General features: G+C 41.1%; 34 protein-coding genes. 31 read left to right on the forward strand and 3 right to left on the reverse strand.

Features of this window, described 5'->3' with window-relative positions; translation table 11 throughout:
- Position 1 precedes the first annotated feature (1 nt).
- From JIV24_RS04960 to JIV24_RS05010, 11 genes are all read left to right on the forward strand, one after another.
- Positions 2-439, forward strand: a complete 438-nt coding sequence (locus JIV24_RS04960; protein WP_200463914.1) for a recombination protein NinG — start codon at positions 2-4, stop codon at positions 437-439.
- Positions 439-1,197 carry a hypothetical protein gene (locus JIV24_RS04965; protein WP_200463915.1) on the forward strand — a complete coding sequence of 253 codons (759 nt, stop codon included), beginning with the start codon at positions 439-441 and terminating at the stop codon, positions 1,195-1,197. Before JIV24_RS04960 ends, JIV24_RS04965 begins: the two co-directional genes overlap by 1 nt.
- The gene (locus JIV24_RS04970) at positions 1,190-1,390 is read left to right on the forward strand and encodes a putative quorum-sensing-regulated virulence factor (RefSeq protein ID WP_200463916.1); all 201 of its coding nucleotides are present in this window, start codon (positions 1,190-1,192) and stop codon (positions 1,388-1,390) included. The genes JIV24_RS04965 and JIV24_RS04970 overlap by 8 nt, the downstream gene beginning before the upstream one ends.
- Positions 1,391-1,534: 144 nt before the next feature.
- On the forward strand, positions 1,535-1,969 hold the full coding sequence (locus JIV24_RS04975) for a PcfK-like family protein (RefSeq protein WP_200463917.1): 435 nt from the start codon (positions 1,535-1,537) through the stop codon (positions 1,967-1,969).
- A complete protein-coding gene (locus tag JIV24_RS04980) occupies positions 1,966-3,270 on the forward strand; it encodes a PcfJ domain-containing protein (RefSeq protein ID WP_200463918.1) in 1,305 nt (434 codons plus the stop codon). Before JIV24_RS04975 ends, JIV24_RS04980 begins: the two co-directional genes overlap by 4 nt.
- Positions 3,271-3,280: 10 nt before the next feature.
- Positions 3,281-4,012: a DUF6291 domain-containing protein gene (locus JIV24_RS04985; RefSeq protein WP_200463919.1), complete on the forward strand. Its 732-nt coding sequence runs from the start codon at positions 3,281-3,283 to the stop codon at positions 4,010-4,012.
- Positions 4,000-4,713, forward strand: coding sequence for a P-loop NTPase family protein (locus JIV24_RS04990; protein ID WP_200463920.1), 714 nt, complete (start codon positions 4,000-4,002; stop codon positions 4,711-4,713). The genes JIV24_RS04985 and JIV24_RS04990 overlap by 13 nt, the downstream gene beginning before the upstream one ends.
- A gap of 14 nt (positions 4,714-4,727) precedes the next feature.
- Positions 4,728-4,886 carry a hypothetical protein gene (locus tag JIV24_RS04995; protein ID WP_200463921.1) on the forward strand — a complete coding sequence of 53 codons (159 nt, stop codon included), beginning with the start codon at positions 4,728-4,730 and terminating at the stop codon, positions 4,884-4,886.
- Positions 4,873-5,247: a hypothetical protein gene (locus tag JIV24_RS05000; RefSeq protein WP_200463922.1), complete on the forward strand. Its 375-nt coding sequence runs from the start codon at positions 4,873-4,875 to the stop codon at positions 5,245-5,247. The genes JIV24_RS04995 and JIV24_RS05000 overlap by 14 nt, the downstream gene beginning before the upstream one ends.
- Position 5,248: 1 nt before the next feature.
- Positions 5,249-5,491, forward strand: a complete 243-nt coding sequence (locus JIV24_RS05005) for a hypothetical protein (RefSeq protein ID WP_200463923.1) — start codon at positions 5,249-5,251, stop codon at positions 5,489-5,491.
- On the forward strand, positions 5,473-5,814 hold the full coding sequence (locus tag JIV24_RS05010; RefSeq protein ID WP_200463924.1) for a hypothetical protein: 342 nt from the start codon (positions 5,473-5,475) through the stop codon (positions 5,812-5,814). Before JIV24_RS05005 ends, JIV24_RS05010 begins: the two co-directional genes overlap by 19 nt.
- An 81-nt stretch (positions 5,815-5,895) precedes the next feature.
- Here the strand turns inward: JIV24_RS05010 and JIV24_RS05015 are convergent, their stop codons facing one another.
- The 3 genes from JIV24_RS05015 to JIV24_RS05025 form a co-directional block, all read right to left on the reverse strand.
- Positions 5,896-6,393: a PEGA domain-containing protein gene (locus JIV24_RS05015; RefSeq protein ID WP_200463925.1), complete on the reverse strand. Its 498-nt coding sequence runs from the start codon at positions 6,391-6,393 to the stop codon at positions 5,896-5,898.
- A gap of 174 nt (positions 6,394-6,567) precedes the next feature.
- The gene (locus JIV24_RS05020; RefSeq protein WP_200463926.1) at positions 6,568-6,873 is read right to left on the reverse strand and encodes a hypothetical protein; all 306 of its coding nucleotides are present in this window, start codon (positions 6,871-6,873) and stop codon (positions 6,568-6,570) included.
- A 7-nt stretch (positions 6,874-6,880) separates the two neighbouring features.
- Positions 6,881-7,639, reverse strand: a complete 759-nt coding sequence (locus JIV24_RS05025) for a hypothetical protein (protein WP_200463927.1) — start codon at positions 7,637-7,639, stop codon at positions 6,881-6,883.
- A 93-nt stretch (positions 7,640-7,732) separates the two neighbouring features.
- On the opposite strand from JIV24_RS05025, the gene JIV24_RS05030 reads away from it, so the two are divergent.
- From JIV24_RS05030 to JIV24_RS05125, 20 genes are all read left to right on the forward strand, one after another.
- Entirely contained in the window at positions 7,733-8,113 is a 381-nt protein-coding gene (locus tag JIV24_RS05030; RefSeq protein ID WP_200463928.1) for a hypothetical protein, read from the forward strand.
- Positions 8,085-8,462 (forward strand): HNH endonuclease, encoded by a 378-nt coding sequence (locus tag JIV24_RS05035; RefSeq protein WP_200463929.1) that lies wholly within the window; start codon positions 8,085-8,087, stop codon positions 8,460-8,462. Before JIV24_RS05030 ends, JIV24_RS05035 begins: the two co-directional genes overlap by 29 nt.
- A 2-nt stretch (positions 8,463-8,464) precedes the next feature.
- A complete protein-coding gene (locus JIV24_RS05040) occupies positions 8,465-8,809 on the forward strand; it encodes a hypothetical protein (protein WP_200463930.1) in 345 nt (114 codons plus the stop codon).
- Positions 8,810-8,934: 125 nt separating this feature from the next.
- Positions 8,935-9,258 carry a P27 family phage terminase small subunit gene (locus JIV24_RS05045; protein ID WP_200463931.1) on the forward strand — a complete coding sequence of 108 codons (324 nt, stop codon included), beginning with the start codon at positions 8,935-8,937 and terminating at the stop codon, positions 9,256-9,258.
- Positions 9,258-10,985 (forward strand): terminase large subunit, encoded by a 1,728-nt coding sequence (locus tag JIV24_RS05050; RefSeq protein ID WP_200463932.1) that lies wholly within the window; start codon positions 9,258-9,260, stop codon positions 10,983-10,985. Before JIV24_RS05045 ends, JIV24_RS05050 begins: the two co-directional genes overlap by 1 nt.
- Positions 10,982-12,235, forward strand: a complete 1,254-nt coding sequence (locus tag JIV24_RS05055) for a phage portal protein (RefSeq protein ID WP_200463933.1) — start codon at positions 10,982-10,984, stop codon at positions 12,233-12,235. The genes JIV24_RS05050 and JIV24_RS05055 overlap by 4 nt, the downstream gene beginning before the upstream one ends.
- Positions 12,225-13,850, forward strand: coding sequence for an HK97 family phage prohead protease (locus JIV24_RS05060; protein ID WP_200463934.1), 1,626 nt, complete (start codon positions 12,225-12,227; stop codon positions 13,848-13,850). Before JIV24_RS05055 ends, JIV24_RS05060 begins: the two co-directional genes overlap by 11 nt.
- 73 nt (positions 13,851-13,923) lie before the next feature.
- Positions 13,924-14,436 carry a head-tail connector protein gene (locus JIV24_RS05065; RefSeq protein ID WP_200463935.1) on the forward strand — a complete coding sequence of 171 codons (513 nt, stop codon included), beginning with the start codon at positions 13,924-13,926 and terminating at the stop codon, positions 14,434-14,436.
- Positions 14,433-14,744 carry a phage head closure protein gene (locus JIV24_RS05070; RefSeq protein ID WP_234445714.1) on the forward strand — a complete coding sequence of 104 codons (312 nt, stop codon included), beginning with the start codon at positions 14,433-14,435 and terminating at the stop codon, positions 14,742-14,744. Before JIV24_RS05065 ends, JIV24_RS05070 begins: the two co-directional genes overlap by 4 nt.
- Complete coding sequence (locus tag JIV24_RS05075) at positions 14,744-15,247, forward strand: hypothetical protein (RefSeq protein WP_200463937.1); 504 nt, start codon at positions 14,744-14,746, stop codon at positions 15,245-15,247. Before JIV24_RS05070 ends, JIV24_RS05075 begins: the two co-directional genes overlap by 1 nt.
- On the forward strand, positions 15,244-15,627 hold the full coding sequence (locus JIV24_RS05080; protein ID WP_200463938.1) for a hypothetical protein: 384 nt from the start codon (positions 15,244-15,246) through the stop codon (positions 15,625-15,627). Before JIV24_RS05075 ends, JIV24_RS05080 begins: the two co-directional genes overlap by 4 nt.
- An 18-nt stretch (positions 15,628-15,645) precedes the next feature.
- Complete coding sequence (locus JIV24_RS05085; RefSeq protein ID WP_200463939.1) at positions 15,646-16,107, forward strand: phage tail tube protein; 462 nt, start codon at positions 15,646-15,648, stop codon at positions 16,105-16,107.
- Between the two features lie 40 nt (positions 16,108-16,147).
- The gene (locus tag JIV24_RS05090) at positions 16,148-16,432 is read left to right on the forward strand and encodes a hypothetical protein (protein ID WP_200463940.1); all 285 of its coding nucleotides are present in this window, start codon (positions 16,148-16,150) and stop codon (positions 16,430-16,432) included.
- 83 nt (positions 16,433-16,515) lie between these two features.
- Positions 16,516-16,779 carry a hypothetical protein gene (locus JIV24_RS05095; protein ID WP_200463941.1) on the forward strand — a complete coding sequence of 88 codons (264 nt, stop codon included), beginning with the start codon at positions 16,516-16,518 and terminating at the stop codon, positions 16,777-16,779.
- Between the two features lie 10 nt (positions 16,780-16,789).
- The gene (locus JIV24_RS05100) at positions 16,790-19,123 is read left to right on the forward strand and encodes a phage tail tape measure protein (protein WP_200463942.1); all 2,334 of its coding nucleotides are present in this window, start codon (positions 16,790-16,792) and stop codon (positions 19,121-19,123) included.
- Complete coding sequence (locus tag JIV24_RS05105; RefSeq protein ID WP_200463943.1) at positions 19,116-21,056, forward strand: hypothetical protein; 1,941 nt, start codon at positions 19,116-19,118, stop codon at positions 21,054-21,056. The genes JIV24_RS05100 and JIV24_RS05105 overlap by 8 nt, the downstream gene beginning before the upstream one ends.
- Positions 21,056-23,191 carry a tail fiber domain-containing protein gene (locus tag JIV24_RS05110; protein ID WP_200463944.1) on the forward strand — a complete coding sequence of 712 codons (2,136 nt, stop codon included), beginning with the start codon at positions 21,056-21,058 and terminating at the stop codon, positions 23,189-23,191. Before JIV24_RS05105 ends, JIV24_RS05110 begins: the two co-directional genes overlap by 1 nt.
- Positions 23,191-24,336: a hypothetical protein gene (locus JIV24_RS05115; RefSeq protein ID WP_200463945.1), complete on the forward strand. Its 1,146-nt coding sequence runs from the start codon at positions 23,191-23,193 to the stop codon at positions 24,334-24,336. Before JIV24_RS05110 ends, JIV24_RS05115 begins: the two co-directional genes overlap by 1 nt.
- Before the next feature lie 9 nt (positions 24,337-24,345).
- Positions 24,346-24,501 (forward strand): hypothetical protein, encoded by a 156-nt coding sequence (locus JIV24_RS05120; RefSeq protein WP_200463946.1) that lies wholly within the window; start codon positions 24,346-24,348, stop codon positions 24,499-24,501.
- A gap of 2 nt (positions 24,502-24,503) precedes the next feature.
- On the forward strand, positions 24,504-24,803 hold the full coding sequence (locus tag JIV24_RS05125) for a hypothetical protein (RefSeq protein WP_200463947.1): 300 nt from the start codon (positions 24,504-24,506) through the stop codon (positions 24,801-24,803).
- Positions 24,804-24,822 lie beyond the last annotated feature (19 nt).

Consider the following 24,822-nt stretch of genomic DNA (forward strand, 5'->3'; position numbering starts at 1 on the left):
CATGCACATAACAGACGAGTTGATAAAAAAGTATTCCCGGAGGTCAACCAAAGGGCTCGATGCTGAACTATGGCGGCTTATGTCGCTGTGGGTTCGGCAACGGCAAACTGACCATCGAGGCGTTGGCCGATGCGTGACATGCGGAGAGTTCAGGCACTGGCGCCATATGGATGCAGGACATTACATGAGTAGGCGACATATGTCAACCAAGTTTCACGAGTTGAATGTTCATCCGCAATGCAAAAAGTGCAATGGCCCTGAAGGTGGAGGAGAACCTGAAAAGATGGCAAGGTTTATCGACCATGCTTTTGGACCTGGTACCGCCCAACACCTCGAAGTCTTATCGAAGCAAACTTTTCACTGGTCACGCTTCGACTACATACAGCTTATTGAAAGCTATAAAGCAAAGCTCAAAGAGCATAAATACGAAATACGATAATGGACACAAGGAAAAACGAAATAGTAATCAAAACCCAAAGGCCGGAAGAGATGCAAGGCAAGTTTCTGGCAGAACGTTTGTGTCGTTCGTGGAAAGAGGAGTTTGTTGATGAAGACACCAGCGAGGTTGTTCCCATTGAACGATCAGAAGTAATCATGAGCAAAGGTACACTTTTGGAAAACGACATGATATCGAAAATCATGTTTCATATTCAATCAGGCGAAATCAAAGAAGTAACCGTGAGCAACCAGCGAAGAGAAGGAACCTTTGTGATGGATGGTAACTCAAAAATATGGAGTGCTGTTGTGGTGGTTGGTAAAAAGAAAGTAAAGCTGCTTTTGTATGCTAACTCATTCGATACTGCAACCGCGATAGTGAAAGATTATGTGGAGCTCCATTATTCAGGTTCATGCAAATTGGCTCAACTGAAAGAGTATGGCGAATACATCGTAATTGAGGAAGCTTTATCCAAAGAGGAGGCCGATAGCGACAAAGAAAAGAAGCTTTATAAAATGGCGGTCAACATTCAAGAGGATGAATATGAGTACTCCAACAACTTCTTAGTATTTGCTACCGATGTTGAATCATCAAAAACCGCAATTAACTACTGGATGAGCAATGAGCTCAAAGAGAATAATAATGATGCTGACTTCTCAACAACTGTTGAATCGGCTGTTATCATCTCCTTCTCAGCAATTATCGACAGGGCTTTTTCTCAAGTCTACATGGATAACATTAAAACCGGAGAAGATGAGTAAAGGCAGATACGACAATGACGAAATGCCTTTTGGAAAACACCGAGGCACAAAAATGGCTAATGTTCCGGCTCAATACCTAAAGTACATCTACGATGAAGGCATAGTTTCAATTAAAAGATGGAATGATGTGTATTGGTATATCCGCGACAACATGGATGCCATTGAGAAAGAATTAAACGAACAAAAATCCTGATACAACGGTACCAGGGAGCCGCCACCAATAAACCATTTTATATCAAAGAATCAGAAAAACAGACCGGCGGCTTTTGAGCGGATTGGATTTAAAGAGGGTTCAAGTCCCTCTCCGCTCCCATCCAAATATTAAAAATTGAATACTATGAAAGCAACTCCAGACTTTAAAACTGTCATTCAAAATCAACTTCAGGCGATGGCTCAAAAGGATGAGCTTTTTGCTCAATCGCTGAAGAAAGAAAACAAGAACATCAATGATTGCATTACCTATATCGTAAACACCGTTAAAGCAAGTGGTTGCAGTGGTTTTGCTCCTGATGAAGTTTATGCTATGGCTGCTCACTACTACGACGAGGACAATATCGAAGTAGGTGCCAAAGTTAAGTGTCAGGTTGTGGTTAATCACTCGGTTGAGCTTACCGAAGAAGAGAAAGCCCAGGCGAAGGAAGATGCAAGAAAACAAGCCTATGCTGATGAAGTTGCCATGCAAAAAGAAAAGCTGACTAAGAAAGCGACTAAGAAGGCAGCCAAAACAGAAAAGAAACCTGATGGTCCAACCCAAACAAGCATTTTCGGATGAAACCAAAAAATAAATTTCAACGCAAAATATGCGAGCTAAGCAAGCAGCTGCCGCCAATATCTGAAAAACAAAAGTATTGGGCCTTTAAATCATTCTACGAAGATTATGTAGTGATATCGCGCAATAGATGTTTTTGTCTTGATTGTGGCCATAAATGGGAAGAAAAGCCAATACTGAGTGTTAAGCTTTGTGGTGTTACTTGCCCAGCTTGTGGTCAAAAGCTGAAATTTAAAGAGCGTGTCAACTGGAGGGAGCAAACCTATTTTGCTATCGTCACCACTAAAGGCGACTTTCAAGTCATTCGCATGTTTTTGTTTTCGCAGTTTTTTAAAATGAAGAAAGCAAGCGACTTCTCTATTTCTGAAGTCATGCAACACTGGATGGATGATAAGGGAAATATTGAAAGCCTGATGCAGCGTGCGAATAGTATGAGCGGCGTTGCTATTGACCAATGGACTGGTGGAGATTTGGAACCAAGAACAGATACTTATACTCATCGATTACGCCAAGAAATTGGAGCATGGAAAGTGTGTCCTGGTCGCAGAGTGCTGCCCATATTAAGGCGCAATGGTTTTCGCGGGCACTTTTATGGCTTTTCTCCGCAGTGGTTGTTTACAGAATTACTAACCAGCAACAGAGCCGAGACGTTATTAAAAACCAATCAGATAAGCATACTGGCCCACATCAATAGCCGAGGGCGCGATGTTGGTTACTATTGGAAGAGCATCAACATTTGCAATCGAAATAACTACATCGTCAAAGATGCAAGCATGTGGTTTGATTACCTCGATTTACTCACATACTTCGGTAAAGATGTGCGAAATCCTAAATTCATTTGCCCTCCGAACTTGAGAAGGGAGCATGATATCCTGATGAATAAAAAGAATAGGATTTTAGAGGAAAGGCGAAGGGTTGAAGATGAAAAGCAGAAGTACAGAGAGTATCTCAAAAACTTGAAGCACCAGGAGGAATACAAGAAAGAGAAAGCACCTTTTTTCTCAATCAAATTCAAGGACAACGAGCTTTCAATCATGCCCCTCAAAAGCATTGATGAATTTAAAAGAGAAGCCGATGTACTGCACCATTGTGTTTTTACCAACGAGTATTTTACTAAAAAAGAATCACTCATTATGTCAGCACAGATAAAAGGTGAACCAGTTGAAACCATTGAAGTGAGCCTGAAGGAATTTAAGGTTGTACAAAGCCGCGGCAAGCACAATCGAGCGAGTGAGCATCATGATAGAATTTTAAGCCTGGTGCGAAATAATATGGAACAAATTGCCAATGTGATGGCGGTGTAATTATTGAATTATGGCAAAAGACAAAAAATCATTTCTCTTATACACTGACCTTATCCACACGGTGAGCCAGTTGCCCGATGATAAAGCCGGAGCTTTGTTCAAACACATTCTTGAATATGTGAATGACAAGGAGCCTGAAACCAATGATATTATTGTAAAGATTGCTTTTGAGCCTATTAAGCAGGGCTTAAAGCGTGACCTTGAAAAATATCTAAAAATCATTGAGCGAAACAAGGCGAATGGGAAGAGAGGCGGTCGACCGAAAAAAGAAACCCAAGAAAACCCAAATAAACCCACTGGGTTAAATGAGAACCCAAAAAACCCAGTGGGTAATTTGGAAACCCAAGAAAACCCAAGCGAACCCAAAAAAGCCGATAGTGATAATGATAGTGTAAGTGTTAGTGTAAATGAAAGTGTATTACCTAAAGGTAATTCTAAAGTATCTAAAGATACAGTCGCTAAAGCTCCCATTTTCTTCTTCAAAAAAGAGCTGGTCAAATTGGGGATTGATCCAAAACTGGCAGATGAGTGGATAAAAGTTAGGAAACTGAAACGAGCCAGCAACACTCAAACAGCTTTCGAGGCTCTAAAGAAACAGTTCAACAAATCGGGTAAACCACCAAATGAGTGCGTGAAGATTGCAGTTGAAAACAGTTGGAGCGGATTCAATGCCAGTTGGATTAAAGATGAGCCAAAGAAAGATTTTAACCCTAAAAACGTAAATGACCAATGGAAAGACTAAAGGATATCATCAAGAAAATTAAAGATTCGGAGCAATCAGGTAAAATTCTTCGAAATGAATATGTGGTTGATAATATCAACAAGGCGTTGGATGTGGTAGAGCAGATTGGAAAAGCTAAAAACAAAAAGTTTGTAATCGATGATGATAATCGCTGGGTATATACTCAACTTATCAAATGGGTGCAAGGTGATAGAAGCTTTGAGTGCATCGATATTGAAACACGACAAAGAAAGCCAGGTAACTTATCAGCAGGAATATATTTAGCAGGACCAACAGGAACCGGCAAAAGCTGGGCGCTTGAAATAATGAGTTTGCTATCTCAGATTGATGATGTGCGCTTGTTCTGTGCCGGCAAAATGACAAAGCTTGAATTTCCATCTGTAAGAACGAACCAGGTGTGCAATGAGTTTGCCCAAGGTCAATCCATTGAGAAGTACAACCAAATGCCAATTGTCTGCTTTCAGGATTTGTGCTCACTGAGCGAACCTGAAGAAAGCATGTACATGGGGAACCGGCTGAAGATAATGCAATCCATCATTGAGAGCCGTGGCGACCGTCAGGATTTGATCACACTGTTTTCGTCAAATGTAAAGTTTGATAGTCCTCACTTCCGTGATAGATACACCGACCGGGTTGTAAGCCGCATGTTTGAAATGTGCAATTACCTGGAGTTAAAAGGAGGCGACCGAAGAAGAATTTAAAACTACACATCCGAATGAAAACCGAACGATTAAATATCAAGCTAAGTAAAGCTGACCGAAAGAAAATTGATTACCTGGTTAAAAGAGCCAAAACCGATAAATCAAAAGTAATACGAGGGCTAATCAACAACGCCTACGACCTTGTAAAATCAGTAGCTAATGAGAAAAATTGATCCAAACTATATTAATGATGAGAAATACATTCCATACAAGGAGCTCACCGACCAGGAGCGCGAAAACATGTTGGCTCGATACGAAGAGCTCTTACCTTTCTATAAAAGCAAAGCCGAGGTGATTGATGCAAGAGGCTTTTGCCCAATGGATATCTTGCACGAAATAGTGCTGACCGAAAAGAAGCAAGCCTGGGCCACCGAAAGAACCATGAAAACACAGGCCATACGCGAAAGCGAAAAGCATGAGGAGTATTTGTATGGACTTGATACCAGCGAAGAGCAATCTGACTTTAGCGTGCTTTCATACATCCAAAAGCACGAAGATGAATTGAGTATGATTTTTAAAGTTAAAACGAATTGAGATGTGTAAAATAAAGAGTGTAATAAGTATAAATCAACAAGGAACTAAAAGCTTTACGGTTGGCTATGGTGGTGTTACCGAAATTAAAGATGCAAGTCTTGAATATGAAAATGGCATCCACATACAGTTTGATGCCTATGATAAAGATGGACGGTTAATGGGTTCATTTATAAATGGCGCATTATCAGTTGAGTACTTCAACAGAAATCGGAAAAAACTATATCCATGGACAGAGCACTCATAATCAAAAAGGAATGGCTTGATAAAATCTTTGACGAAGGCAAAGTATGGGAAATGCGAACCTCCAAAACCAATATAACCGGTCGGATTGGTTTGATAGAATCAGGCTCCGGCTTAATAGTTGGTGAAGCCACCTTAAGCGGATGCTCACTGGAACCAGTGCCAAAAGATAAAGATTTAATCAAGTACCATAAGGTCGAGAACTTGGATTTGTTGGATAAATGGAAATACGCCTGGTACTTGGAAAATGCGAAAAAATATAAAGAACCAATTCCATACGAGCACCCGAAAGGAGCTGTTATATGGGTGAAGCTGGTGGGAAAGTGATACAATAAAGGGTATCGTGTGATACCCTTTATTTGTGATACTAATAAATCGACTAATTTTTATAGCTTTTGCTATGCTCTTTTATTCCTCTAAAACTTTATTCTTTTCCTTCTCATATTCTTCCTGAGTAATAACTTTTTCGTCAAGAAGTTGCTTTAATTCACGAAGTTTATCTGCTTTTGATTTAGTATTTTTCTTTTTTTCTGACGAAATGTTTGGTTGATTGTCAAGTAGTGGGGATAGTTCATAAGTGTGAGTTGGTTTATACTTCATTGTCCACAAGAAAGGCACTAAAACAAAAACACCACCAATAATTGCCCCAACATCAGCCTGTTCATTTCTTGATAATGAAGTATGAAAAGTTTCATATCCTTCCTTTTCTAATCTAACTGTCGTTGTACTTCCCACAATTTTAGTGTCTGTATGAGAATATGGTGTTTCACCAACATGCTCTCCATTTAAATAAACTTTCGCTCCATCTGTGGATGATTGTATCATTGTTGTACTAGCACAACTAGAAAGTAAAACTGTCCCTGCTAAAATTATTGAAGCCGTTTTTAATGCAATTGTTCTTCTCATTTTTAAATACCTTTTTAACTTATGTTTTTCTCTTGTGCTCTTAAATTATTACAAAACTTAAGAGCAGATAAAAACACTAAGTACCTTTGTTTCATGTTATTAAAACTATTATCGATTTTGCGCGGATTATATCTAAAATCGTGCCACGATATGATGCCTCTTAGTTAAAAAGATTTACCTAAACTGCCCTTCTCCTTCTTCAGTTTTTCTTTCCAACTCTTTAAACGCCTCTTGTATAACCTCACACAGCTTAATTAGTTTGTGCGGTTCAATAGGACTAACCGGCTTTATTTTTGGAGTAAAAGGCCGTTGTGCTTTACACATTATTTCCATAAACACCTGGCCGCCTCGAAATAATAACTTTATTCGATAATCAGTAACGGTATTGTAATGGTGTATGTATGGATCAACTCTGCAAGTCACCTCCATTGAATTGGCTGCAAATTCTTGGTCAATTGTTTTTTGGAGGAGGTGTTGCATTAGTTATCTAGTTTTTACTTCTAACTACCCACTTAAGGAATTCTTGCCCTTTTGAAGAAAGCTTAAAGTACGAACCGGATTTTATAACTAAATCATAAGCAATCAGTTTCTCAAAACTAGGGATATCATTAATCAAAAATGAACTTTCAGAAATATATCGATGTGCCCTATCTGCGAAAATCTTGATAGGTTTCAGTTCAATTAATTTTCTAAATTCGTTTAGTTTAGACAAAGGAAGCTGGTAATCTTCGTTAGATTGAAGACTAGTCGTATTGTTTTGATTATTTTCGTTATCTGATTCTTTCTTTAATAAACTATTTTCTTTCCTCAAGGCATTAATGATATCATTCTTTTTTTCAAGCATATCATTATACTTTTGTTCAAGAGTATCAATTTCAAGGCGTAAGTTTATAGATTGTTCCTTCGTAAGAAGCTTTTTTTCTTCTTTTTCATTCTTAATCTTATTCTTTCTGACATCAAACGTCAACCATAGTTTATATGCTTGTTCTGAGAGCCAAGCATAACCAGTTAGGATTATCAATGATGATACTGCTGGCCAAAACAATCCACAACACCAATTAAGTAAATGCGTATCTATATAATCAAACTTTGTTAAGCCATTTAGTTCCTTAGTCTCCGTGAGAAAGATAACAAAGTAGATCTTCCAGTTCCATAAAGACCAACTGAAGAAAAAGGTTCCAAATAGTGGACTTACTGTGCGTTCATAAAGAATTGCTCTAATAGATTTAAGTGCTTCGTCTATCATATGCATCATTTTGTCTAGGTTATCTCAAAGGTAAATTTTTTCTCAAAAACGTACGTACGTTTTCCCTTTTTCTGTCTTTAATAGTAAAAGCTTATGGAAAAGAAAGAGCTTGAACTGCGAGAAGAGAACTTAAAACTCAGAGAAAAGGAGCTTGAGTTAAAGATTGAGATATATGAGGCAAGGGCACCAAAGGTAAAAGTGATAGAAAAGACCATGAAGAGGCGTACTGTTGCCAAATGGTTCTTTTTCTTTTTGTCAATTACTGCCATTGCTCCAATTGCATTGCCATACATTAAGCCGGCGCTATTCCAGCAATATAAATGGTTGCTATTAGCCCAGCTTATCATGTTCATTTATCTCCACTGGTTGGCATCGGGCCAAGTTAAAAGGTGGGCGTACAACTTTCGTCAATGGTACAAACGAGGCTTAGAACGAGCAAAAGACCATGAGCGCGAACGAAAGAAAGCGATTTAAGTTCGTCAATCAGGATAAGCGAATAGAGAAAGGACAAACTGAGGTATCAAGAGCCGGATTCTACAATAAGAAAGAATGGCAACATTTAAGAGCTTCATTTATCCGGCAAAACTCATTATGCGAACACTGCAAACTCAAAGGCCTCTATATAGCCGCTACTGTAGTTGACCACATCGAACCGCTTACACTTGATAACATGTGGACACTGGGCTTACAATGGGATAACCTCCAAAGCTTATGCAATACATGCCACAGGAGAAAGACAAACCGGTCCAAAGGCAAATACTCACCAGAGAATATGAAGAAAGGCCGAGCACTAATGAATAAGTTTAACGATTTCAATAAATAGTCATGGCAGAACAAGAAGAAAAGAAAGCTACTGAACAAGTAGAGCAGAACACTGACCAGGTAACTGAAGAAACGACTCAGGAAACAACCACCGATACCACAGTGGAAGAAACAAAGGAGCAAACAGAAGAGGCACCTGAACAACCAGGAGCCGATAAGCCAGCAGAACAGGAAAAGCCAAAGAAGAAGTCAAGCAAGACAATAGGCTATGCAGCTGCTTACATCGGTAAAGGTGGACAGCCTCAAGTCTTAGCTGGTTCATCCAAGAGAAAGAAGGATGCAGAGAGAAAGCTAAGAGAGAACGGAGTGAGTAAGGAGAGCATGCGTGTTACTCCAATCAAAGAGTAAAACAATAAGCCCAGGGGGGCTAAATAAAGTTTGGTTCTTAAGAAAATTGAAACCATACGGCCCTACCTTTCTCATAAAATATCCGTTTTCGTGCGGGTGGGGGGTGATGATTTAACAAGAAAACTATGGCATTACAGACAGCGACGATTAAAGCAAAGCTAGAGGAGTTGGGCGTTTGGAAGCCTGCAATGACACTCTCGGTTAGCCAGCTGGTTGATGTAGATTCCACTTTAGACTTGATGCAAAAAGCTATCAAAAAAGATGGCGTGAGCCTGGAACATACATCGCGAGAAGGACACACAAGGATAACTGCCCACCCTCTTTTGACGGAAATAACAAAGCTGCAAGCGGTAAAACAAAAGCTAATGAATGACCTCTTGCTTACTCCCAGTGCATTGGATAAAACGAGGAAGCATGATGATGAGGACGATACTTTTAAGAAAATCTAATGTACGGCAAATATGATCCATCAAATGAAAAAGATAGAGAAGCATTTGCCGATGAGGTTTTAAGAAGGTCAGCGGAGTACCAGGAGCGAGTTTTGAGCGGTGAGCAAGTTGCACCCGAGACAATTGAGAAAGCAGTAAAACGCCACCAGGCATTTAAGGAAAAGTACGAGTACCGTGAGGATGAGGTGAGGCGAATAGCGAAGATATTTTGCTTTATGGCTATTCCCATTAATGACCGGCCAACTCAATTTATGCCGGCACCTTGGCAATGTTTTGTACTTGAGGGCTTGTTTGGTTTGTGGAAAGGTGACAAGCGCGTGTTTATGTTTGCGCTTATTCATGTGAGCCGGAAGAGTGGTAAAACGATGTTTGCTGCCGCACTTGCTATCATCTTTTTCACAAAGCTGGGTGGCATGAGCTCCGAGGTTTACGGATGTGGAACCACCTTTGACCAGGCTAAGCAACTTTTGAACTATTGTAAAACGATTGTTCGGAATAGTCATAAGAGCCTGAAGAAAGCCATTAAGACTTTTAGGGATTCGCTGACGTATGACGATGGTGGTTCCAGTCATATACTGAAACCAATTGCCAACACACCGGAGCTGTTGGATGGAAAAAACCCGAGTGCATGCGTGTACGATGAGAGCCATGCTTTCCCGGATGATGATTTGAAAGAGGTTATCATTACAGGAATGGGTGCCAGGGCCAATCCTCTTTTTATGGAGATATCGACCGCCGGATTCTTAACCGTTGGTTACCCCTACTTTGAGAATGTGGCTTTGGGGCGTAAGGTACTGGATGGTGAGGTTGAGGATGATTCAACGCTTTACCTCATTTATGAGATGGAGAGCGAGGAGGAAGCAGCCAGCTGTGAAGTTGAGCAATTGGAAAAAGCTAACCCGGGATTGGGTTACTCGATAAATCCGGAGCGTTTGGAAGAGATGCGCAAAAAAGCCAAGCTGCTACCAAGTAGCTGGAAACACTTTCTGGTTAAGAATGCGAACATCTTCCAAACGACTGCGGAAGATCCTTTTATCAGCGATGAGGATTACTTGCAATGTGCAGATCCTGTATTGCTTGATGAGCTGGAAGGTGCAAGAGCATGGATAGGCATTGACTTATCTCAGGCGGTGGATTTAACGGCCTTTGTGGTGATTGCCGAACATCCGGAAACTAAAAAACTGCACACCATACCGTTTCACTTTTTCCCGATGCGATTTTTGGAGAAAAAAGCAGTGCGAGCGAATGGTGTTGACTTACGACCATGGATTGAAGAGGGCTTTATTGAACCGCACGAGGATAGGATTGATGAGGATAGGATAATATCAGAGCTGTACAGACAGATAAACTTCTTTAAAGTTCAGCTGATTGTTTATGATCCTCACTCGGCTCACAACATAGTTGCTCATTTAAAAGGTGACCTGGAGCTCATTAAGAAATTTGATATTGTGGCCTATGCTCAAAGCTGGCTTATGATGTCAGCTCCGGCTAAATATCTTGAACGATTAGTGCTTGGCGGTGAAATTAACCTGGGGCAAAATCCTGTTTTGCGTTACTGTAACTCTAATGCTCGAGTGCAGTTCTCCATATCATCGAATCTGATTAGGATTACCAAAGACGAGCAGCTGAACCCAATTGACAGCATGATTGCCCTAGTAATGGCTTTGGGTGCTTACATGGAGACTGAATACGATGAAATTAACCACTTATTAGGCGATAAAGAATGAATTTTTTAGACATAGTAAACGGTTTTGTTGGCATTCCGACGATTGTGAGGCAGGGGGTTTTTAACCCGGACGCCATCCACAGCGTGAGAGAAGAGCCGGAAAACGGAGCAACGGTGTACACTTGTTGCAAAATCCTATCGGATAACTTCAGTCGATTGCCGGTTGTGGTTAAAAAAGATGGCGAAGTACAAAAGGGCCATAAGATTAGTAAGCTTTTTAACGGCAAGCCTAACAGCTTTATGAACCGCCAACAAATATTGGCACTGGCCGAATGGGAGCGCAATACTTTTGGCAACTCATTTATTGAAATACTGGACAATGGTAAGCTGATGCCTATTGATGCCGGACGAATTATCAATTACGAGGTTGATAAGAATGGTGAGCTGAAGTATGAAATTATGACAGCTGCTGATCCTCGTTTGAAATCGGACCATTTTATTAAAAGCCGATGGATTAAAAGCAGTAAGATGCTACACTTTAAGCATACCGGTTTTATAATGGGCCTCTCTCCTATTTCTGCCGCAGCTGCTGACCTGAAGCTATTGCAAAATGCGAGCGATACGGTTAATTCATTTTATCGGAACCGTGCCATTATACCTTTAGCGCTAGAAAGCACAGTTGCTGACCCGAAGCAGTATGCACTTGTAGAGGATGAGCGAAAGCAATTTGACACTAAGTACCAAGGTGCTTTAAAAAGTGGGAAAACGGCTGTACTTCCGGTTAACTCAAAGCTTACACCTTTAGCTGTTCACTTTGCCGATGCTGAATTAATTGGCACGATGAAGTTTAGCCGCGATGAGATTTGCACCATGTTCTCCATTCCTAACTTTTTGGTGAATGAGATGGACAGCAAGCAGAAGATTGAGGATGTAATGCTGTTGCTCAAACAAACCACACTGGCGCCTATTGCCAATATCTATGCTCAGGAGATTGCTTTTAAGATGTTGAGTGATTCTGAGATTGAGCAGGGTTATACAGTGGAGTTTGACTTTGATAATTTGCTTGAGGTTGATTTTGAATCGAAGGTAAATGCATACTCCAAAGCAACAACTACCGGACTGATGAGCCCTAACCAAGTCATTAAGAAATTTGGCGGCACTCCAATTAAGGAAGCCTGGGGCGAAATGCACTTTATGCAGGCTCAGTACATACCGCTTGAGCAGTATGAGAAATACAACCAGCTGCTGAAGGATTCTCCGAATGTGAGCAAAGCTAAAAAGGACAACAAACTTAAAAGCGATGAAGAATAACAAATTAGTGCTGGTCCGGCAAGATTCGGACGGCAACAACTTGCTGAGCTGGTACCCGATTGTATTTGGTCAGTTATCGCATAATCCAATCAATTACGCCGATGGTGTGAGTGCCTATGAGCGCATTCATGAAAATGCCCTGGCAACATGCGACATGAGCAACACCAAAGCGGTGGTTCACCATGACAATACCAAAATACTGGGGCGCACCAGTGCAGGAACCTTAACACTTGCTGTTGATGAATACGGTTTATTGGCCACTGTGAACATGGGTAAAACCCAGCTCCACCAGGATACTCTTGAGCAAGTATCGAGAGGTGATTTATTTGAGGGCTCATTTTTAGGAACCTGCACCAGTTACCGCGATTTACACCAGGGCGAAACGCCAGTGCGTGAGATTATGGTGATTGATAAACTTAAGGATGTAGCCATTGTAACCGATGCTGCCTACAAGGGCGCTATCATATTAAAAAGAAGTAATAACGAAAATTCTGAAACAATGACAGAAGCAGAAAAAAAAGCTAAAGAACAAGCTGAAGAATTAAAGCGTAGCCAGGAAGCAGCTGAAAAGGCAAAAGCTGACAAGCTGGAGCTTGAACGCAAATTAGCAACTGAGCAGGAAGCTAAGAAAAAGGCAGAAACCGAAGCTGCCAAGGCCAATGCTGAGTTAAAACGTAAGCAGGATGAAGAGAAAGCCGCTGAAGAGTTAAAGCGCAAAGCCGCTGAAGCTGTAAGTGGTGATTATCTGAAGTTGGTGCGTAAGGCCGCTGATGAAGGTGGTTCTGTTCTTTTGGAAAGAGCCGCTGGTGATGGTTCAACCGCTACCGAAGCTCAGATGATCCCAAAGGCCGTTGCTGAATTATCAATTAAAGGTAAGCAACCAATTTGGGAGCAGTTAAATACTAACCACTTTCCGAATGCAGTAGGCACCATTAATTTGCCATACCGTTCGCCAAAGGTTGGTGAGAGAGTAGCTGAATTGGCAGCATATACTAAGGATACAGTTTCTCCATTAGGAAACTTACTTACCGGAAAGCGTTTCGGTCATACGTTCCAAATTACCGTTGAAACTTTGGCAGCTGCTGGAGATGCCTATTTCCAAAAGTTGATTGTTGACGGTATGAAAGCTGCTGACCGTGCATTTGATAAGTACATCTATGAAAAGCTATTAGCTGGTGCTTCAGAAGTAGCCGAGGCAAATGCGTATGATGATGCATCATTTAATGCACTTCAGGAAGCTGTTGATTCAGATGGTGAAACTATCGCACTATCAACAAAGAAAGCATTCTTCAAATCGAAAGGTGCTAAGCTGGATGCTGGTTCTGGTAAGTTCCTTGTTACTAAATCAGGTGCAAACAAAGGTGAAACGCATGATGGTATTGATTATTTCTTCTCTACCAACTTTGCCGAGGCGGCCAATGAAGAGCATGTGGTGATGGGTGACTTGTCAGCTGCTTTAGCAACTGCTGACTGGAACAAAACCGAGGTGATTGTTGATAAAATTACCGGTGCTAAAAGTGGTATCATCAATATCACTGTCAACAAGATTATGGATGCAGCTCTTGCGAATCCTACTGTTGTGGTTAAGTCTGCGGATTTAGATCCGAACGCATAATATTTCTTTTCCATTTTTTATCGGGTGTAGGCTCTTTGGTGAGCCTATACTCACAAGTCAAAACTGACAAGCTATGATTGAAAAAACTGTTACGGCTTACCGTGTGACGGAAGCTGAAGTAAAAAAGCAATTGAATATTGAGGTTGAGCATGTGGAGGATGATGGTTATATCAAAACTCTGATTGAGGCAGCCACCAATTATATAAGCGGCTACATCTGCGCTGATGTGGCGAAAACGAATTGTGTGCTTGAGGTGGAAGATACTGAGGTGAAGATTATCAACAATGCACCATTTCTTCAGCTCACAAAGGTTACTAATTCGGATAATGAGGATGTAACGAACGATTGCAAGGTTCATGCCACTTACTCAGCATTTACTATCACTTTTCCTGAAGTGGGTAATTACAAAATTGAGTGGGTAAGCGGTTACAATAACTTACCACCTGCACTTAAGCAAGCCATTATTATTAAAGCGGCTGATTTGTTTGACCCGGAGCGCTCAAGTGTGGTGATTGGTACCATTGTTAGTCAAACGCATTTGATACCAGGATTAATTAATCAATTTGTAAGGAGCTATTGGGTATGAGAGCAGGCGCATTGAGACACAGAATTGAACTGCTTTCGGTAACAACTGAAAAGGTGCATGGTGAAATAATAACCAATACCACACCTAAAACAATCAGGTGCTTTATTCATAAAAATATCGGAAGCAAAAGCACGGATAATAATGAGGTTTTCAGCTTTAATCATCTCACATTTACTATTCGAAATCAGTTTACGATATCGAAAAAAGACCGCTTTAAATACGATGGTGAAGAATATCAAATTGAACACATGAGGCCATCATATGACCGACGATGGCTGGATATTACAATTAAAAAGATTAATACGTAATGGGAACGATGGCCGAACGTGCTGGATCCAAAAGTAAAAAAGGATTTGGTGTGAGTATAGATGCTCAGGATTTTGTAATGGATGCGGAGCGATACGCTATACTAAGCTTTCGGGAGTTGCTTTCGGTTTTTAATCGCTCGCTAAGCCGGGCCACCGTTCAAACCATTGTTAAGGAAGCCAGGCGCGACTTAAAACGATACCTATCTTTTTCGGAGCACTCCACAGGAGAAACAGCCCGAAGCCTTGGTGTGAAATCGGGAAAAAAGACACCTATTGTTTTGGCTGGTGCGCGAATAACAAGCCGATATAATGGGCAGCTGGTCCATATACTTGATCAGGGAACTGATGAGCGAACGACTAAAAAGAATGGTGCTAACCGTGGGCGTGTTCTTGGGTTAAACTTCTACCTGGAGGCAATGAAAGCTAAAGGTGGTGACCTTGAGCAAAAGTTCAACATCTACCTCAAAGAAAATTACTTAAAACGGATAGTTAGTAAGGTATGATATTCATAGATAATGAGATTAATGAAATCTTAAATAATGCGAGCGGAGTAACTACTATCGTTGCAGATAGAATTTTCAGAGGTGTTATACCTGAAAATACACCGAATCCAGTTTTGCAATTTGGTTCGTCCATTGCTCCAAAGTCAAGATTTAAAGGAGGGCGTGAAGATAAAGCCGATTTAGTGGTGAAGGCTTATGCCAACTCAGACAATGATTGTTTGACCTTGCTTAATGAGGTTGACAAGGAGCTGGAAGGGCTGCAAGGAAAAAACGAAGAGACAGGCTTTGTTATTAACAACATTCAATTGGTTCGCATTTTCCCACCTGAAGAAGATGTTGACGGCTCCAATGTAAGGGCTGCTCAATACGAAGTTAGATAATTCAAAAATTGAAACATTATGGCATTTAAAAAAGAGGTTATTGATGGCGTCAACATCCTTTTGAAAGTTGATGGCAAAGTCTTTGGCTTGCAAACTGATGGATCATTAAACATCGAACGCGAGACAAAAGAGGTAAAGTACAAGAAAACCGATAGGAGCGCTTCTATTTGGGCACAGAAAACAGCTGGTATGATTAGCTGGAATATTTCTCAAAGTGGTTATTGGGTGCCGGTTAAAGCTGATGTAGACATTGTGAGCTTTAGAGATTTGTTTGCAAAAATGACACATGCAACCGATTATGAGATTGAAGTTGTGCTTGAGTATAAAGATGGAAGTGCCGGAGCTGATACTTTGACTTATACAGGTCAGGCCATTATCAGCAACTTAACTCACAACCTTACTAATACTGGTGAGGATTCAACACTCTCATGTTCAGTTGAAGGAACTGATGCTTTGGTAGAAGCAGAAGTAGTAGCTTAATCATGATTGGGGCTTCGGCCCCTTTTTAATACTCAATAAAATGGAAAAGACTATAAAGATTAACGGTAAAACCTACCGTATAAAGGAAACTTTAAGGGCTATTCTTGATTACGAGAATAACCAAAAAAAACAAACAGTAGATAGCTTAAGCGACCAAATAAAGATGCTGTTTTATGTGCTGAAGAATGCTAATCGTAAAAAGACCGATGAGTTTGACAAATTCACAATCGGATATGAAGCTTTTTTGGATGCACTTGATGAAGACATGGAACTGTTTACCTCACTGACCAACCAGGAAGAAAAACAAGCAGTTAAAAAAAAATAGAAGGTAAACCGGTTTCGATAAAAGAGATTTTTGGCGATATAGTTTGTAATACATCTGTATCGCCTTCTTATTTCTGGTACGAGATGACCATTGAGGAACTGTATGCTATACAAGAATCAATTGGCAAAAAGATGCGTGATAAATGGGAACTGGTGCAACTTCAAACATTCCATTTGATGCAGCCTCATTTTACTGAAGAGGCACGAAAAGAAGTAACTCCACAAGATGTTTTCCCATTACCCTGGAAGGAAGTTAAAAAAGATCCGACGGAATTGAGCGAGGATAAAACAGCAATATTAAAACGACTGGAAAAAGCTAAGCCAACCAACAAGGTTGCTAAACTTTAAAACGAATACGATGGCCGGAACTATTGAGAGTAGAATTGCCCTGCGTGGTGATATCAGTGATGTAATGAAGAAAATGAGCACATACCAACGTAAAGTGTATGGTGTTAACAAAAAGGTTAATAAATCATTTTCAAACACGAATAGAGTTGTTGGTCAGCTTGGTGGGGTACTTGCAGGCTTGGGTGTTGGGATGGGCTTGAAGAAAATACTAGATGTGTCGGGCGATTTTCAAAACTCAATGGCCCGGGTTAAGGCCATTACTCAGGCAACTGATGAAGATTTTAAAAAGCTTTCAAATACTGCTAAACAACTGGGTTCAACAACTCAATTTAGTGCCAGTCAGGCAGCTGAAGGTTTACAGTATTTAGGTATGGCCGGTTATAATACCGAGCAATCAATTGCAGCTTTGCCCTCTACTTTAAACCTGGCAGCTGCTGGAGCTATTGAATTAGGACAGGCAGCTGATATTGCTTCCAATGTTGTGGCCGGAATGGGTTATGACATTTCAGAGACAGAACGAGTGATTGATGTATTGGCGCATACCTCGCGAACAGCGAATACCAATGTGACTGAAATGGGCGAAGCAGCGAAGAAAGCGGCTCCGGTGTTTGGTGGTTTGAATTTAGAAGTTGAGGAATTGGCACTTTCGGCTGCCATACTTGCCAACAATGGTATTAAAGGAGCCGATGCAGGAACCGCAATGGCCGGATCATTATCCCGATTATTAAAACAGCCAAAAATGGTTGCCCAGGCACTTGATGAGTTAGGTGTTACCATTAACGAAACCTCCATTAAAAACGATGGTTTTATTGGCACGCTTGAGCGTTTAAGAGATGCCGGTATCAATAACACTCAGATGGCGCAGATATTTGGTGACCACTGGAAAAGTATTGGTACTATTATCAATACCTCTGAAAGTGAGTTAACCCGATTGACAAAAGCGATAGGCAACAGTCAGGGTGCTGCTGAAAGTATGGCGAAAGATGGTGTTGGAGTGTGGCAAAAAGGCATGAATCAGCTCAACTCCGCTATTGAGGGGTTAATGATACGATTGGGCGAAGGTGGTTTGTTAGGATTTGTAACTCAACTGGTATCCAATATTACTTATTTCGTGGGTGTTCTAAGTAATATGACAGGAAGCTTTGAAAATGCCATTCCTGTTATTTATGGTGCAGCTACTGCAATAACAGCACTTTATGCAGCAATGACAGGCGGATTAAGTGCAATAACTACCGCTATTGCTGTTGGAGCTGTTGGTATTGTTGCCTACTGGAATGATATCATTAGGGCTATAGAGAACGGAATTAATGCGGTGATTGATTTCATTAATCAGTCAGACACTTTGAGAACTGTTTTTATCGCAGTGAGCGAGAACATTAAATTCTTTTGGGTGAGTGTTAAAACTTACTTTGGCTTAGCAATTGACTATATCCAAACAGCTGGTGAGTTTATCTATCGGATATTTGAAGGAATATGGCTCAAAGTGAAATCATTATTTACCGATGATGATTACTCCTTTATTGATGGGATCACTACAGAATTTAAAGAGGCATTTAATGAGATTAAAGAAGCCGGAAAAAAAGCCAGTGATATTCTGAACAATCAATTTCAAACGGCGGTAAAAAAAATAAAAGATGCCTATGACGGTAAAGAGATTGCTCATGTAAAACTGAACCTTACTACAACAACAGGCTCAAAAGGTAAAGAGGTAAATGGTAATGTGGGTCAGGCGAAACCAGCTATTGAAAGCTTTGGTGAAGACTTTGAGTTTGAAGAGTTGAATGAGGGGCTTGATATTGTTGATAGTAAAATCATCAATATGAACGAAGAGCTTCAGTCGCTTGGCAATTCGTTTAGTACTGTTTTTGGTGGAGCTTCGGATAGTTTAGGCTCATTTATTGGCAAAGCACTTAGCTCAACACCAAAGCTGATTGAGAACCTTCAGAAACTGGGACTAGTACAAAAGCAACAAGCTATTCAAGAGGTAGCACAAAATCAGGCTAAGGCTATGTCGGGTGGTGCTGCATCAGGCGCAAAGCTTCCATTTCCTGCTAATATAGCAGCAATAGCCGCCGTGCTTGCAACAGTAACAAGCGTGTTTGCCAGTCTACCAAAATTTGAGGATGGTGGTGTTGTTGGTGGCAACTCCTACTATGGAGATAAAATACTAGCCCGGGTTAATTCAAAAGAGCTGATACTTAATAGGCAGCAACAAGCCTCATTATACAATCAAATGAATAGCGGCCTGGAGGGTTCATTCCAGATTGGTGAAGCCAGAGTAAGAGGAGGAGATATTATCTACGCGATTGAATACACAAGCAAAAACCGCAAACGAAATGGTTAAAGTTTATGAGTTGAAGTATGATGACTTCCAAGGAAAGGAGGTCATCATTTCTATATACGATGCAAATGAAACGGTGCAAGGTGAAATAACATCCATCAAAGGAGATGTAAATCCTTTTTCTGTCACTTACAATTGTGACAAGAATATTATTACCTCAAATGCTACCTTATCGATATTGAGTGAAGTGGACCGTCAATTTGAATGGATGATTGATCGTGACCGTTTCCGCTGGGTTATTAAAGTAGAAAGAGCGGCGACTTTAATTTGGGAGGGCTATATTGATACAGAAAGTTATGAAGAGGACTATGGAGATACCTTCAATTACTTCGTGACTTTTCAGTGCAACGATGGCCTTGGCCTGCTCAACCGTGTGCGAGTAGATGAGATAGGATTAGATTTTGAGAACCTGGTGCATCCTAATGAAGTGCTGCAAAAGATTACTGCCTTTTATACCAACTTAAATACAGCAGTGAGTGGTAGTAGTTCGGTGCAGGTTGAGAACCCTTTGAACTTGACTTTTGAATCGTTTTTGACAACAGTGTTGATCAACCCCAGCAGCTATATTGATGAGGATGGTGAGTACTTGTTTTGCGACGAGGCACTGGAGAGTTTTATGAAGCCACTTAAGTTGAAAATGTATCGTGCGGGTGATGGTCTGAAGTATTACAATGAGAATGATATAAAGAATAATGCGCCACTGGTGCAGGGTGTTGACTGGGAGAATAAAGGCAAAGGGCAATCGATGAGTATAGTGCCTGCTATAAATGAACAAGTAGTGAAGTACGATAATTACCGTGTGAGTCACCTGGTGAAAGATACTTTGAGTGATGGTGCCAGCTTTGATGAGTCGACCCAAACAGACAACGGTGCCAATGATGGTATGGCTAAATATACCACAGCTAAGGGCTGGACTTTAGAGAGTGCCAGTGGTCATTTTTTTGGCCGTTTTATAAGCAAGGATGAGGATAGCAATGTGAGTGTTGATGGTGATGGCTTTTTGTATGTGAAGAATAATGCTAAAGACGCCGGTAACCATGTGCCAGCCTTTAGGTATGTGAGTGACTACCCATGTTATTGTTGCGCTGATAAAGCGGTGGTGAAAGTTACCATGCAAATACGTCCATACCATGCCAGCACTATTAGTTATTGGCGAGGTATTGTGAGGGCACGGCTTAAGTTTGAGCAAAATGGCGAAAGTGAGTACTATATGAGTAACTCAGCATCGGCCAATATTGCCTGGCGTGTTAATGAGAATCATATTGATTTGCTGTGTCAAACAGAAGATGGTACCAATACCGAGATAAAAGGCACACCTGAATATGATGAGCTGGAGAACGAAGGTTGGTTTACAGTGTGTGTGCGTAATAACTTCCCATTGTCGCGCAATGGTAATGGAAAAATGACCTTTGAGATACTTGACAGTATTGACTTGTTTGGTGGTGAAACTGGAGGAAACGCCGCAGAAGGTGTGCTGATAAAGAACCTGGCTCTGGAGGTGACCAGTGAGGAAGGTGATAACAAGGTTACCGAGTACAAGATGTTTGATGACGCCTTGAAATATCGTGACAAGAAAAGTACAACGATTTATTGTGGGACTCATCAAGGTGGCCTAGAGCTTGGGCAGTTTTTAATAAAAGAAGCAGATGCTAATGCTCCACTTTATCCGGCCAAATATATGCCTGTGAGTAAGGTGAAATATACCACAGATAACCAGTTGTATGATACAATAGAAGATTACCTGCTTGAGAGTAATTACAATCAGGACAGTGAAGCACGCATCCGCTTATCGAACATACTGATTAATACACTGGACGTGTACCCTGATAATATTATTAAAGAGGATGGTTACCCCACTAAAACCTTTAAACTGGAGAAGGTGGAAAAGGATTTCGAGCGTGGCCTGAGTAAGATAACCATTAAAGAAATAATCTGATGGCAGTTAAGAAAAGTAAACTAAGTGTAAGCAGAGAACTTGGCCGTAATAAGCGGATTATTTCGGGTGTTGGCTCAGGTGCCACTAATGGAGGTGGCGGTGCATTTGGTGGTGGTATTAATATATCTGGCTTACCATTGGCGACAGAGTTAGCAGGGAAGTTCTGGGTAATAGATAAGGAAGGAAGTGAAAGTCCGGAGCGCACGCCTTTTGTAGACGGATTACCCAAAGCCACTTTTGAAAGCATGTTTGAACTAGTTGACAACGAAGGCGCCCCCTACATACGTGCCAAATACAACTTTACCAGCGATGGCGAAATAATGGCCTTTGCGGATAGTGGACAACTGCCTGCCAGTATATGGGATAGCCTACCAAAAGCAACCACCACCGTACTCGGCGGCGTTAAAGTGGGCACAGGCTTAAAAATTGATGCTAACGGCCTGCTATCAATTGATGGCGAACTGGGTGGCGGTGTTAGTAGTTGGAACGACTTAAGCGACAAACCCACATGGCTCAACTATGGAACCAAAGCATTATTCGAGGCTGGGCATGGTCATGCCTGGAGTCAGATAACAAGTAAACCAAGCACGTTTACACCAAGTTCTCACGCTCACCCATACGAACCGGTGTTTGGCAAAAACACTGCTTTTAATAAGAATTTTGGCACAACCAGCAGCACGGTAGCGCAGGGTAATGATAGTCGGATTAACAACGGACAGACAGCTTATGGATGGGGTAACCATAGCAGTGCTGGGTATGCACTGGCACACTCGCACCCTTATCTTGGTTCTTCAGCCACAGCGGTTGATAGTGATAAGCTTGGTGGTTCTGTTGCCAGTGAGTATGCGCTGAAAGATGCACACGAATACATTTCCGGCTTATGGTCGTTTGATGTGCAAGTGGGCACGGTTCCTTTTTTGGTGCCAGCGGCGAAGAATGGCCGGGTGATTAATTTGAATGCTGACTTGTTGGATGGGTATCATAGTAGTGCATTTCCGATGAAGAGTGAAGCAGCTGTAATTACAAGCGGATGGACGTTTAATAGCAGTACGAAAATAAGTGCAGGTGCAGGTATTTATGCTAAAACAGATAGTGCATCAGCTTTTTTTATTAGTCGTCAAAACGCAGCGGGAAGTACGCGACAAGGTATTTATATGTACCCAAGTACCCTTGATGTACTTGCAGGTGGTGGATGGAAAATGCGTGTTAATGGTACAGGTGTAAGAATTGGTGATAATGGTAATGCCACAGAAGCACTCGATGTTAATGGTAATGGTAAGTTTAGCGGTAAGTTGATACTTTCTAGCTCTGGGGAGAATTTAATGTTAGGGTATAACAATACTTACACTAACCCTTATTTTGCTTTTTATGAAAGTACTTCTCGTAAAGCTTATATTCAATGGCACGGTGATACAGGATTATTTAAGTTTTATAATGATGAAGTTGATAAAGCTTTTTATTTAGGTGCTACAAGTTATTTAACATCTTATTTAGGTGTTAATAAGACTACAGCTCCAACTGAAGCACTTGATGTTAATGGTAATATTCTTGCATCTTCCGCTGTGAAAGTTGTTTCAACATATACTTCTACTTTAGCCTCTAATAGTCTTAGTTTTAATAGAAATAGCGCAAGTTATATAGACCAAGCAAATGCAAGTGGTTATTTGGCTTTTAGACATGCTTCTGTAATTAAAATGCGTGTAGCTAGTAATGGAGTCTCTATTAATGGAAGTGGCTCAGCAGCTGCGCCTACCCAAGCCCTCACCGTCACTGGCGATATCCTCGCCTCCGGCGAAGTTGAATCCTACTCAGATATTCGCCTAAAAAGCAACTTTAAAATTATACGTAATCCATTGGCTCGCCTTCGGCAGCTAAAGGGTTGTACCTATGATAAAGATGACCGCCGCTCGGCTGGGTTAATAGCTCAGCATGTGCAACGAGTTTTACCTGAAGCGGTGCGCGGAGCTGCAACAAAAGACACCTACCTATCGATTGTTGATAGTGCTTTGACTGGCTTAATGGTTGAGGGTATTAAGGCGGTGGATAGAAAGACGAAGAATAACAGAGAGCGCATTGAAAGGTTGGAGCAAGAGAATAAGCAATTGAAAAGAGAACTTGAAAAATTGAGAGCGTAATGGCATTACCCGAAACAGGCATAAATACCACATTGATAAGAAATATACTTGCGGCTAGTAGTAATAAGCTTAGTGAGTTGTGCAAGCATGCTAATGTAAACATGTACTCAAAACGCAAGCCGATAACTGAGAATTCAAATGCTGCCGAGTGGTGGAAGGGTTTGAATAATGACTTTGGCCTGAGTGTGCCTCAGTATGTTGAGGGTGGTACTTCGGCTGATTGGAGTTACACAAAGCCAATGAGTGCGTTTAAAATGGGGCATTTCAGATTGTATGAACACAATGCCATACCCCCAATTGCTAACAGTCAGCAAACACGTGAGATTAATAAGTGGTATGGTAATATTTCATACTTGGGCTTACTACTTACACGTAGTGGTGAAAGTCAGATAGGCTACGATGATGGCATAATGATTAATAACCTGGCATTGCCTGATTATTATTTGGGTGTAGAGCTGGAGAATAGCGTAGGCAGCAAAGTTGTACTAACAGCCACGGCTAAACTTGGGAATAGTGGTGAGGTTGAAGTTGACTGGAATAATGCACTTATTAGCGGCTGGCTCGGCGCCATAACAGCTAGATATTTTGTTTCACGCTATACCAAAACAATCAATGGTAGTTTTCCGGTGGGCTTTTGGGATGAGTGCTATTGCATACCTAACAGTAATGGCAGTTATAATGAGGTGGCTATTAATTTAATTAACCAGTCAGCTATTGACTTCTCAGTAGTAGGAGCTGGTAATTCAAAAACTGGCTATTTCGACCCGGGAGGAAAAGACCAACCATTACCTATTTCATCGCTTGGCTCGGTGGGTATAAAAATGACCGTCACCAATGATTCAACAGAAACTTATACAATTCGCGATTATAAGTTTGAGGCTGACTTTATCACAACCTATTTCGGCTACTCATACACTTTAGAATGTACTGGAAGCATGTATGATTCATCGGGCAATGCATTGGCTAGTTTTAGTCTCGCACCAGGAGCCAGCAAAACAATTGTGCTATACAATGTGAATGTATTAAATCGTGATTCGTCAGGTGTTAAGGCGGTTACTCCGGGTATGAATGAAGCCGTGAGTATTAATGTGCGCTACAATGGCGGTGGTGCCGGTGGTGGTGTGTATGATTTTACAACTTCTTAAAACTGAGATATGAAAACAGCATTAACAATTGCCTTTGTAATAGGCTGCCTAATAGTTATAGGCATAGTGGTGGTAAGAACCATGCGCGGACGAAAGAAAGAGAGTTATAAAACATCGTCGCACGGTGGCGGTGGCGAAAGTAGAAACAATGTAGAAAAACAATAAGCATGAAAGTACAATTTAACAGACCCTTAAAAGCCTTAACTGGCGAAACATTAAAAGAGCCAACAGCCAACGGTGGTACTAAAGAAATTAACCTGAAGGAGGTTTGTTCATCGGCACTGGCAACATCTCAAGAGGGTGATGGACCAGAGAAATTACAAGCCTATCAATTGGCCGTAAAAATAGTTGGCACCGATAAGCCGGTTGAAGTAACTGCCGAAGATATTGCCCTTATCAAAAAGAAGCTTGAGGTATATACACCTATTGTGTATGGTCAGGCTTGTATGATGCTTGAGGAAAATTAATAACCTTATAATAACTGAT

The organism is Carboxylicivirga marina (assembly GCF_016612505.1).
In the GTDB taxonomy this organism is placed as follows: Bacteria; Bacteroidota; Bacteroidia; order Bacteroidales; family Marinilabiliaceae; genus Carboxylicivirga; species Carboxylicivirga marina.

What these genes read in the sequence shown, in the direction of transcription:
- JIV24_RS05075 (WP_200463937.1), top strand. Translation starts at nt 14,744, where the DNA reads ATGGGAACGATGGCCGAACGTGCTGGATCCAAAAGTAAAAAAGGATTT.
- JIV24_RS04965 (WP_200463915.1), top strand. Translation starts at nt 439, where the DNA reads ATGGACACAAGGAAAAACGAAATAGTAATCAAAACCCAAAGGCCGGAA.
- JIV24_RS04980 (WP_200463918.1), top strand. Translation starts at nt 1,966, where the DNA reads ATGAAACCAAAAAATAAATTTCAACGCAAAATATGCGAGCTAAGCAAG.
- JIV24_RS05070 (WP_234445714.1), top strand. Translation starts at nt 14,433, where the DNA reads ATGAGAGCAGGCGCATTGAGACACAGAATTGAACTGCTTTCGGTAACA.
- JIV24_RS05010 (WP_200463924.1), top strand. Translation starts at nt 5,473, where the DNA reads ATGGACAGAGCACTCATAATCAAAAAGGAATGGCTTGATAAAATCTTT.
- JIV24_RS05095 (WP_200463941.1), top strand. Translation starts at nt 16,516, where the DNA reads ATGACCATTGAGGAACTGTATGCTATACAAGAATCAATTGGCAAAAAG.
- JIV24_RS05055 (WP_200463933.1), top strand. Translation starts at nt 10,982, where the DNA reads ATGAATTTTTTAGACATAGTAAACGGTTTTGTTGGCATTCCGACGATT.
- JIV24_RS05080 (WP_200463938.1), top strand. Translation starts at nt 15,244, where the DNA reads ATGATATTCATAGATAATGAGATTAATGAAATCTTAAATAATGCGAGC.
- JIV24_RS05065 (WP_200463935.1), top strand. Translation starts at nt 13,924, where the DNA reads ATGATTGAAAAAACTGTTACGGCTTACCGTGTGACGGAAGCTGAAGTA.
- JIV24_RS05045 (WP_200463931.1), top strand. Translation starts at nt 8,935, where the DNA reads ATGGCATTACAGACAGCGACGATTAAAGCAAAGCTAGAGGAGTTGGGC.
- JIV24_RS05105 (WP_200463943.1), top strand. Translation starts at nt 19,116, where the DNA reads ATGGTTAAAGTTTATGAGTTGAAGTATGATGACTTCCAAGGAAAGGAG.
- JIV24_RS04995 (WP_200463921.1), top strand. Translation starts at nt 4,728, where the DNA reads ATGAAAACCGAACGATTAAATATCAAGCTAAGTAAAGCTGACCGAAAG.
- JIV24_RS05060 (WP_200463934.1), top strand. Translation starts at nt 12,225, where the DNA reads ATGAAGAATAACAAATTAGTGCTGGTCCGGCAAGATTCGGACGGCAAC.
- JIV24_RS05025 (WP_200463927.1), bottom strand. Translation starts at nt 7,639, where the DNA reads ATGATAGACGAAGCACTTAAATCTATTAGAGCAATTCTTTATGAACGC.
- JIV24_RS05125 (WP_200463947.1), top strand. Translation starts at nt 24,504, where the DNA reads ATGAAAGTACAATTTAACAGACCCTTAAAAGCCTTAACTGGCGAAACA.
- JIV24_RS04975 (WP_200463917.1), top strand. Translation starts at nt 1,535, where the DNA reads ATGAAAGCAACTCCAGACTTTAAAACTGTCATTCAAAATCAACTTCAG.
- JIV24_RS05035 (WP_200463929.1), top strand. Translation starts at nt 8,085, where the DNA reads ATGAGCGCGAACGAAAGAAAGCGATTTAAGTTCGTCAATCAGGATAAG.
- JIV24_RS05030 (WP_200463928.1), top strand. Translation starts at nt 7,733, where the DNA reads ATGGAAAAGAAAGAGCTTGAACTGCGAGAAGAGAACTTAAAACTCAGA.
- JIV24_RS04990 (WP_200463920.1), top strand. Translation starts at nt 4,000, where the DNA reads ATGGAAAGACTAAAGGATATCATCAAGAAAATTAAAGATTCGGAGCAA.
- JIV24_RS05050 (WP_200463932.1), top strand. Translation starts at nt 9,258, where the DNA reads ATGTACGGCAAATATGATCCATCAAATGAAAAAGATAGAGAAGCATTT.
- JIV24_RS05085 (WP_200463939.1), top strand. Translation starts at nt 15,646, where the DNA reads ATGGCATTTAAAAAAGAGGTTATTGATGGCGTCAACATCCTTTTGAAA.
- JIV24_RS05115 (WP_200463945.1), top strand. Translation starts at nt 23,191, where the DNA reads ATGGCATTACCCGAAACAGGCATAAATACCACATTGATAAGAAATATA.
- JIV24_RS05090 (WP_200463940.1), top strand. Translation starts at nt 16,148, where the DNA reads ATGGAAAAGACTATAAAGATTAACGGTAAAACCTACCGTATAAAGGAA.
- JIV24_RS04970 (WP_200463916.1), top strand. Translation starts at nt 1,190, where the DNA reads ATGAGTAAAGGCAGATACGACAATGACGAAATGCCTTTTGGAAAACAC.
- JIV24_RS05100 (WP_200463942.1), top strand. Translation starts at nt 16,790, where the DNA reads ATGGCCGGAACTATTGAGAGTAGAATTGCCCTGCGTGGTGATATCAGT.
- JIV24_RS05000 (WP_200463922.1), top strand. Translation starts at nt 4,873, where the DNA reads ATGAGAAAAATTGATCCAAACTATATTAATGATGAGAAATACATTCCA.
- JIV24_RS05120 (WP_200463946.1), top strand. Translation starts at nt 24,346, where the DNA reads ATGAAAACAGCATTAACAATTGCCTTTGTAATAGGCTGCCTAATAGTT.
- JIV24_RS05040 (WP_200463930.1), top strand. Translation starts at nt 8,465, where the DNA reads ATGGCAGAACAAGAAGAAAAGAAAGCTACTGAACAAGTAGAGCAGAAC.
- JIV24_RS05020 (WP_200463926.1), bottom strand. Translation starts at nt 6,873, where the DNA reads ATGCAACACCTCCTCCAAAAAACAATTGACCAAGAATTTGCAGCCAAT.
- JIV24_RS05110 (WP_200463944.1), top strand. Translation starts at nt 21,056, where the DNA reads ATGGCAGTTAAGAAAAGTAAACTAAGTGTAAGCAGAGAACTTGGCCGT.
- JIV24_RS04960 (WP_200463914.1), top strand. Translation starts at nt 2, where the DNA reads ATGCACATAACAGACGAGTTGATAAAAAAGTATTCCCGGAGGTCAACC.
- JIV24_RS04985 (WP_200463919.1), top strand. Translation starts at nt 3,281, where the DNA reads ATGGCAAAAGACAAAAAATCATTTCTCTTATACACTGACCTTATCCAC.
- JIV24_RS05015 (WP_200463925.1), bottom strand. Translation starts at nt 6,393, where the DNA reads ATGAGAAGAACAATTGCATTAAAAACGGCTTCAATAATTTTAGCAGGG.
- JIV24_RS05005 (WP_200463923.1), top strand. Translation starts at nt 5,249, where the DNA reads ATGTGTAAAATAAAGAGTGTAATAAGTATAAATCAACAAGGAACTAAA.